We start from the raw sequence: 6665 nt of genomic DNA on the forward strand, positions 1-6665 counted from the left end.
GCGCGGCGGCGAGCACGCCGGGCAGGCGGGGGCGGGGCATCTTCATCCCGTCCCCCTAGCGCAACGGTCGCCTCGCCGCACGCCGATGCGTGGCCGTGCGGCGCAATTTGCGTGGGGGCGCGCATTCGGCTACTGGCAGCGCCAAATCCACACCAGATTCAGCTCGCGGAGACCACAGCCGATGGCCGTGCAATACAGCTTTGTGATGAAGGGTCTCACCAAGACCTTCCCCGGCGCGCCCAAGCCGGTGCTCAACAACATCCACCTGCAGTTCATGCCGGGCACCAAGATCGCCATCATCGGCGTGAACGGCGCAGGCAAGTCGACCCTGATGAAGATCATGGCCGGCTACGACAAGGAATTCACCGGCGAGGCATGGGCCGCCGACGGCTGCCGTGTCGGCTACCTCAGCCAGGAGCCGAAGCTGGACGAGAGCAAGACGGTGAAGGAGAACGTCATGGACGGCGTTCGCCCCGTCGCCGACATGATGGACCGCTTCAACGCGATCTCGGCGGAAATGGGCGATCCCAAGGACGACACCGACTTCGACGCGCTGCTCGAGGAGATGGGCGTGCTGCAGGAGAAGATCGACGCGGTCGACGGCTGGACTCTCGACAATCAGCTCGAGATCGCGATGGAGGCATTGCGCTGCCCACCGGGCGACAGCGCCGTGACCAAGCTTTCGGGTGGTGAGCGCCGCCGCGTGGCGCTGTGCAAGCTGCTGCTCGAAAAGCCGGAAATCCTGCTGCTGGACGAGCCGACCAACCACCTCGATGCCGAGAGCGTCCAGTGGCTCGAGCAGCATCTCATCAACTATGCCGGCAACGTCATCCTCGTCACCCACGATCGCTACTTCCTCGATAACGTGGTCGGCTGGGTGCTGGAGCTGGATCGCGGGCGCGGCCTGCCGTTCGAGGGCAACTACTCCATGTGGCTGGAGGCGAAATCCAAGCGCATGGCGCAGGAGGAGCGCGAGGAGGAGGGTCGCAAGAAGGCGATCGATCAGGAACTCCAGTGGATCCGGCAGAGCCCGAAGGCGCGCCAGACCAAGAGCAAGGCCCGCATCCGCGCGTTCGACGAACTGGTCGAGAAGCAGAACGATCGCCGCCCCGGCGCCAACCAGATCCTGATCCAGATCCCCGAGCGGCTCGGCGGCAAGGTGATCGAGGTCAAGAACGTCTCGAAGGCCTATGGCGACAAGCTGCTGTTCGAGGACCTCAGCTTCACGCTGCCGCCGGGGGGCATCGTCGGCGTGATCGGGCCGAACGGCGCGGGCAAGACCTCGCTGTTCCGCCTCATCACGGGTCAGGAAAAGCCCGACGAGGGCGAGGTGGACGTGGGGCCGACCGTGCGCCTCGGCTACGTCGACCAGAGCCGTGACGATCTCGACGCGAACAAGAACGTGTGGGAGGAGGTGTCGGACGGCCTCGAGCGCTTCACCTTCGGCAAGCACGATGTGTCTAGCCGTGCCTATGTCGGCGCATTCAACTTCAAGGGCGGGGACCAGCAGAAGCGCGTCGGCCAGCTTTCGGGCGGCGAGCGCAACCGCGTGCACATGGCCAAGATGCTGCGGCAGGGCGGCAACGTGCTGCTGCTCGACGAGCCGACCAACGATCTCGACGTCGAGACGCTGCGCGCGCTGGAAGAGGCACTGGAGAACTTCGCCGGCTGCGCGGTGGTCATCAGCCATGACCGCTTTTTCCTCGATCGCCTCGCCACGCATATTCTCGCGTTCGAGGGCGACAGCCATGTGGAATGGTTCGAGGGTAACTTCGCGAGCTACGAGGAAGACAAGAAGCGCCGTCTGGGTGACGCCGCCGATCGCCCGACGCGACTGGCGTACAAGAAGCTGACGCGGTGAATGCGAGGGGGGCGGCCTTTACGCCCCCCTGTTGAAGCAGCCTCTCAAACCCACTCCGTCATCCCGAAGAGCGCTGGGATCTCAGGGGACTCGAGCTAACGCCTGGTGCGATCGACGGTAGCTGCCCTCCGGAAATTCAGCATTCGCTGGGATCACGGCAGGGGGCGCATAATTCGCTCCCTCAATAATAATCCGCCGGCACCGGCGTCGGCTTCTTGCACGACTTGAGGATGCCGCGATTGCATTCGTCGGTCTGAATCCGCCACACGATCATCGCGCGGGCATAGGCATCCTCCTGCCGCATGGCGCGGGCGGTATCCTGCCCGACTACGGCGGCGCGTGCCTTCACCGCTGCGCGATAGGCGGCCCGATCCAGATCATATTGCGCCTGCTGGTCGGCCGTGATCGCCGCCTGAGTCTCAAGATGCTGCTGTACGCCGGCGTTAAGCGCATCGGTGACGGGCTGTTCGCGGACGTTGGCGGCCTGATTGGCGGGGCTGGGCGGGGTGGTCTGCTGCTGCGCCACCGCCGGCATGGCGAAGCCGGCCATCGCGGCGGCGGCAAGGGCGAAACGAAATAGCGTCATGGCTCTGCTCCTCAAAACGGAGCGACAACGGAATCGCCGGCCGGGTGTTCCCGCCTGGCGGTCAACGCATTCCCAGATTGGCGAGCAGCGGCCCCCATGCGGCCGGCAGCGCCACCGCTCCGCCAGCCAGCCACAGCACCCACACGGCGAGCGCCAGCCCATCCGCCAGCCGCGCCGACAGCGCCGGATCGCGCGGGCCGATGCCCACGCGGCGCCATCCGGCCAGCAACAGCCGCAACGCCGGCGGCACGAGGCTGAACATCGCCAGCGCCGCCCCCGCCACCAGCGCGCCGAGCAGCAGCGGTCCGGAATCGCTCGCGCCCACGCCCGATCGTACGAGCGACGCGGCCACGAGCGCCACCAGCACGCCGACGAGCGCCAGCAGCAGGAAACTGCGCGTCGGCGGCAGCGTGGGCATCACGCCGGGGCGAATGCGCCGGTCTCGGGATCCATCACATGCAGCAGGCCGTCGGCGATGGCGAAATAGGCGCCGTGCAGCCGCAGCTTGCCGGCGTCCTCCCGCTCTTTCACCCACGGAAAGGTCCGCAGGTTGCGCAGGCTCACCTTGACGGCCGCTTCCTCCATCGCGCGGGTGGCATCGGCGCCATCGCAGCCATGCTCCGCCACCACCTCCTCGCGCGCTTCGTCGAGCAGCGAGATCCAGTCGGCGATGAAGCCGCCTTCACCGGAGCGGGCATCGCGGAACCCCTGAGTCAGCGCGGCCTTGGCGCCCCCGCATGCACCGTGGCCCATCACCACGATCTCCGGCACCTCAAGCTGGGTGACGGCGAATTCGAGCGCCGCCGACACCCCATGATGCCCGCCGCCCTGATCGAACGGCGGCACGAGGTTGGCGACGTTGCGCACCACGAACATCTCGCCCGGCGAGGCGTCGAAGATCTGCGTGGGATCGACCCGGCTGTCGGAGCAGGCGATCACCATCACCTTGGGATCCTGCCCGGCGGCGAGCTTCACCCAGCGTTCGCGCTGGTGTGCCCAGTCGCCTGCCTTGAAGCGGTGGTAGCCATCGATAAGTTGGATGAAATCGGTCATGCGGATGCCCTAGCGAACCGACCGAGGGGCTGGCAAGCCGGGGCCGCACTCGCTATCTGGGGGCCATGAGCATTTCCACCGCCGTTCCGCAGCCGCCCCGCGCGCGCAAGCCCGACTGGATCCGCGTCAAGGCGCCCGGCGGCACCGCGTTTGCCGAAACCAAGGCACTGATGCGCCGCCTGAACCTTGCCACCGTGTGCGAGGAAGCGGCCTGCCCGAACATCGGCGAATGCTGGACCAAGAAACACGCCACGGTGATGATCCTTGGCGATACCTGCACCCGCGCCTGCGCGTTCTGCAACGTGAAGACGGGGATGCCCAAGGCGGTCGACCTGAGCGAGCCGCAGCATGTCGCGGATGCGGCGGCCGAGCTTGGCCTCGAGCATATCGTCGTCACCTCGGTCGATCGCGACGATCTGCCCGATGGCGGCGCCAGCCAGTTCGTCAAGGTGATCGAGGCGCTGCGCCGCACGACGCCGAAGACGACCATCGAGATCCTGACGCCGGATTTCCGCAACAAGGCGGATGCGGCGGTCGAGTCGATCGTGGCGGCGCGGCCGGACGTGTACAATCACAACCTGGAAACCGTGCCGAGGCTGTATCCCACCATCCGCCCCGGGGCGCGTTACTATGCGTCGCTGCGGCTGCTGGAGCAGGTGAAGCGGCTCGACCCGTCGATCTTCACCAAGTCCGGCATGATGATGGGCCTCGGCGAGACACGGCTGGAAGTGCATCAGGTGATGGACGACATGCGGTCCGCCGGCATCGATTTCCTTACGCTCGGCCAGTATCTCCAGCCGACGCCGCGCCATGCCAAGGTTGACGAGTTCGTCACGCCGCAGACGTTCGGCGCCTATGCCGCGATCGCGCGTGCCAAGGGCTTCCTCCTCGTCGCCTCCAGCCCGCTGACCCGCTCGAGCTATCACGCCGGTGACGACTTCGCGAAGCTGCGCACCGCACGCGAGGCGCAACTGGCGAAGGTGGCGGTGGCGTGATGGCGATACGGCGCATCTAGGCCCGCCATGCCCAAGCATCACGAAACGCGCACGCTGCCCTATACGCCGGAGCAGTTGTTCGATCTTGTCGCGGACGTACCGCGGTATCGCGAGTTCCTGCCGTGGGTGCAGGCGGTGCGCGTGCGATCGGACAGCGAGACGGAGACGGTCGCGGACCTCGTCGTCGGCTTCAAGGGCATCCGCGAGAATTTCACCTCGCGGGTGGAGAAGACGCGGCCCAGCCGGATCGGCGTCGATTATGTCGAGGGGCCGCTCAAGTATCTCCACAACGAGTGGGGGTTCCGGCCCGACGGCAACGGCGGCTGCCATCTGGATTTCGCGGTCGATTTCGCTTTCCGCTCGCGCGTGTTCGAGGCGCTGGCCGGGCAGGTGTTCGATCGCGCGCTGCGGCGGATGATCGGCGCGTTCGAGCAGCGCGCCGCCGAGCTTTACGGGCCGGTCGACTCCGGCATCAGCAGATCGAGCGCGAAAAGCGCCGCCTGAAGCCGCACGCCGCCCCGGCCCAGATCGCCGAAGCAGCGCATGTCGGCGGCGATATCGTCCGGGTCACCGCCGCGCACCGCGCGGGCGAACACCACGGTGCCGATCGGCTTCTTCTCGGTGCCGCCATCCGGACCGGCGATGCCCGTGATCGCCACCGCCGTATCCGCATGGGTCTTCGCGATCGCGCCGCGCGCCATCGCCCATGCCGTCGCCACGGAAACCGCGCCGAAGGTTTCGACGACATCGCTGCTGATGCCGAGCAGTTCGATCTTGGCCTCGTTCGAGTAGGTCACGAAACCGGCTTCCAGCACGTTGGACGAGCCGGCGACTTCGCTGAGGGCCGCCGTCACCAGCCCGCCGGTGCAGCTTTCGGCCAGCGTCACCCGCTTGCCTGCCGCGCGGTTGGCCTCGATCACCCGGCGGGCGGCCGTCACCAGTTCTTCCGGCAGGACCGTGTCGATCCGTTCGTCGCTCGTCATCGTCATGCCCCTGTCGCGCCCGAAACCGTCACGCGGCGGTCTCATCCGTATCGATCGGCAAACGCACCGTCGCCACGGCCTGTGCCGCGATCCCTTCGCGCCGGCCGGTAAAGCCGAGCCGCTCGGTCGTCGTGGCCTTGATGCTAACCGCTCCCTCTCGCACCTGCAACATGGCGGCGACGCGAGCGCGGATGGCGTCCCGATGCGGGCCGACTTTCGGGGCCTCGCAGATGATCGTGCAATCGACATGGTCGATGATGCCACCTCGCGCCCGGATCAGGTCGCGGGCGTAAACAACGAAGCGATCGGAGGCGGCACCACGCCAGCGCGGATCGGAGGGAGGGAAGTGGCTGCCGATGTCCCCGTCGGCGACGGTGCCGAGCAGCGCATCGACGATCGCATGCAGCGCGACGTCGGCATCGGAATGGCCGGCGAGGCCGCGGTCGTGCGGAATCTCCAGCCCGCCCAGCCACAGCCGGTCGCCTTCGCAAAAGGCGTGAACGTCGAAGCCCATGCCGGTGCGGGCAATCATCGTGCGGGTCATCCGATCGTCGGCGGCGGCGAAATCCGCCGGAAATGTCAGCTTGTCGAGCGCGGCGTCGCCCGCCACGGCGGCGACCGTCAGGCCGGAAGCGCGAGCCACCTGCGCGTCGTCGGTCGCGTCGCGATCCACCGGCCAGGCCCGATGCGCGGCAAGGATCGCTGCGCGATCGAACGCCTGCGGGGTCTGCACGCGCACCACGCCCTCGCGCGGCACCGCCTCGCCCAGCGCATCGCCGATGCGCGCGAGGCTGTCAGCCACCGACAGCACCGGCACCGCGCCGAGGGTGGTATCGAGGGCGGCCAGCAGGCGGTCGATCACCCCGGCGGGCACGAACGGGCGCGCCGCATCGTGGATCAACACGCGATCCGCCGTGGCCACCGCTGCCAACCCTGCCAGCACGGACTCGCGGCGGGTCGCGCCGCCCTCCACCGGATCGGGCAACGCCCGGTCGCCGATCGCGGCACGGTACAGCTCGTGCTGCCCGGCGCCGATCACCACCTGTACCGTGTCCACGCCGGGATGTGCCGCCAGCCGGTCGATCGCATGGGCCAGCACGCTGCGACCGGCGATCATGCGATATTGCTTGGGCAGGCCGCCCATCCGCGTGCCGCTGCCGGCAGCGACGATCAGCGCGACGGTGGCG

At 67.8% G+C, this 6665-nt stretch carries 8 protein-coding genes; 3 read left to right on the forward strand and 5 right to left on the reverse strand.

Annotation, left to right across the window (positions count from 1 at the left end; translation table 11 throughout):
• Positions 1–181: 181 nt before the first annotated feature.
• Positions 182–1861: an energy-dependent translational throttle protein EttA gene (ettA, locus tag FOY91_RS20100; RefSeq protein WP_145155681.1), complete on the forward strand. Its 1680-nt coding sequence runs from the start codon at positions 182–184 to the stop codon at positions 1859–1861.
• A gap of 181 nt (positions 1862–2042) precedes the next feature.
• On the opposite strand, the gene FOY91_RS20105 is transcribed toward ettA, so the two are convergent.
• The 3 genes from FOY91_RS20105 to FOY91_RS20115 all read right to left on the reverse strand — a co-directional run bounded on the left by FOY91_RS20105 (position 2043) and on the right by FOY91_RS20115 (position 3500).
• Positions 2043–2447, reverse strand: coding sequence for a hypothetical protein (locus FOY91_RS20105; protein WP_145155683.1), 405 nt, complete (start codon positions 2445–2447; stop codon positions 2043–2045).
• A gap of 61 nt (positions 2448–2508) precedes the next feature.
• On the reverse strand, positions 2509–2868 hold the full coding sequence (locus FOY91_RS20110; RefSeq protein ID WP_145155685.1) for a hypothetical protein: 360 nt from the start codon (positions 2866–2868) through the stop codon (positions 2509–2511).
• On the reverse strand, positions 2865–3500 hold the full coding sequence (locus FOY91_RS20115; RefSeq protein ID WP_145155687.1) for a carbonic anhydrase: 636 nt from the start codon (positions 3498–3500) through the stop codon (positions 2865–2867). The genes FOY91_RS20110 and FOY91_RS20115 overlap by 4 nt, the downstream gene beginning before the upstream one ends.
• A gap of 65 nt (positions 3501–3565) precedes the next feature.
• Here FOY91_RS20115 and lipA point away from each other — a divergent pair, with 65 nt between their 5' ends.
• Positions 3566–4495 (forward strand): lipoyl synthase, encoded by a 930-nt coding sequence (gene lipA, locus FOY91_RS20120; RefSeq protein WP_145155689.1) that lies wholly within the window; start codon positions 3566–3568, stop codon positions 4493–4495.
• A 27-nt stretch (positions 4496–4522) separates the two neighbouring features.
• Positions 4523–4999: a type II toxin-antitoxin system RatA family toxin gene (locus tag FOY91_RS20125; RefSeq protein WP_145155691.1), complete on the forward strand. Its 477-nt coding sequence runs from the start codon at positions 4523–4525 to the stop codon at positions 4997–4999.
• Here the strand turns inward: FOY91_RS20125 and FOY91_RS20130 are convergent.
• Both FOY91_RS20130 and FOY91_RS20135 read right to left on the reverse strand, forming a co-directional pair.
• On the reverse strand, positions 4945–5478 hold the full coding sequence (locus FOY91_RS20130; protein WP_145155693.1) for a CinA family protein: 534 nt from the start codon (positions 5476–5478) through the stop codon (positions 4945–4947). The two genes, FOY91_RS20125 and FOY91_RS20130, sit on opposite strands and share 55 nt — an antisense overlap.
• Before the next feature lie 28 nt (positions 5479–5506).
• Positions 5507–6652, reverse strand: coding sequence for a bifunctional 2-C-methyl-D-erythritol 4-phosphate cytidylyltransferase/2-C-methyl-D-erythritol 2,4-cyclodiphosphate synthase (locus tag FOY91_RS20135; RefSeq protein ID WP_145155695.1), 1146 nt, complete (start codon positions 6650–6652; stop codon positions 5507–5509).
• Between the last annotated feature and the right edge of the window lie 13 nt (positions 6653–6665).

Origin of the sequence: Alterirhizorhabdus solaris, assembly GCF_007785815.1 — a bacterium.
In the GTDB taxonomy this organism is placed as follows: domain Bacteria; phylum Pseudomonadota; class Alphaproteobacteria; order Sphingomonadales; family Sphingomonadaceae; genus Alterirhizorhabdus; species Alterirhizorhabdus solaris.

What these genes read in the sequence shown, in the direction of transcription:
- ettA (WP_145155681.1), top strand. Translation starts at nt 182, where the DNA reads ATGGCCGTGCAATACAGCTTTGTGATGAAGGGTCTCACCAAGACCTTC.
- FOY91_RS20105 (WP_145155683.1), bottom strand. Translation starts at nt 2,447, where the DNA reads ATGACGCTATTTCGTTTCGCCCTTGCCGCCGCCGCGATGGCCGGCTTC.
- FOY91_RS20115 (WP_145155687.1), bottom strand. Translation starts at nt 3,500, where the DNA reads ATGACCGATTTCATCCAACTTATCGATGGCTACCACCGCTTCAAGGCA.
- lipA (WP_145155689.1), top strand. Translation starts at nt 3,566, where the DNA reads ATGAGCATTTCCACCGCCGTTCCGCAGCCGCCCCGCGCGCGCAAGCCC.
- FOY91_RS20125 (WP_145155691.1), top strand. Translation starts at nt 4,523, where the DNA reads ATGCCCAAGCATCACGAAACGCGCACGCTGCCCTATACGCCGGAGCAG.
- FOY91_RS20130 (WP_145155693.1), bottom strand. Translation starts at nt 5,478, where the DNA reads ATGACGAGCGACGAACGGATCGACACGGTCCTGCCGGAAGAACTGGTG.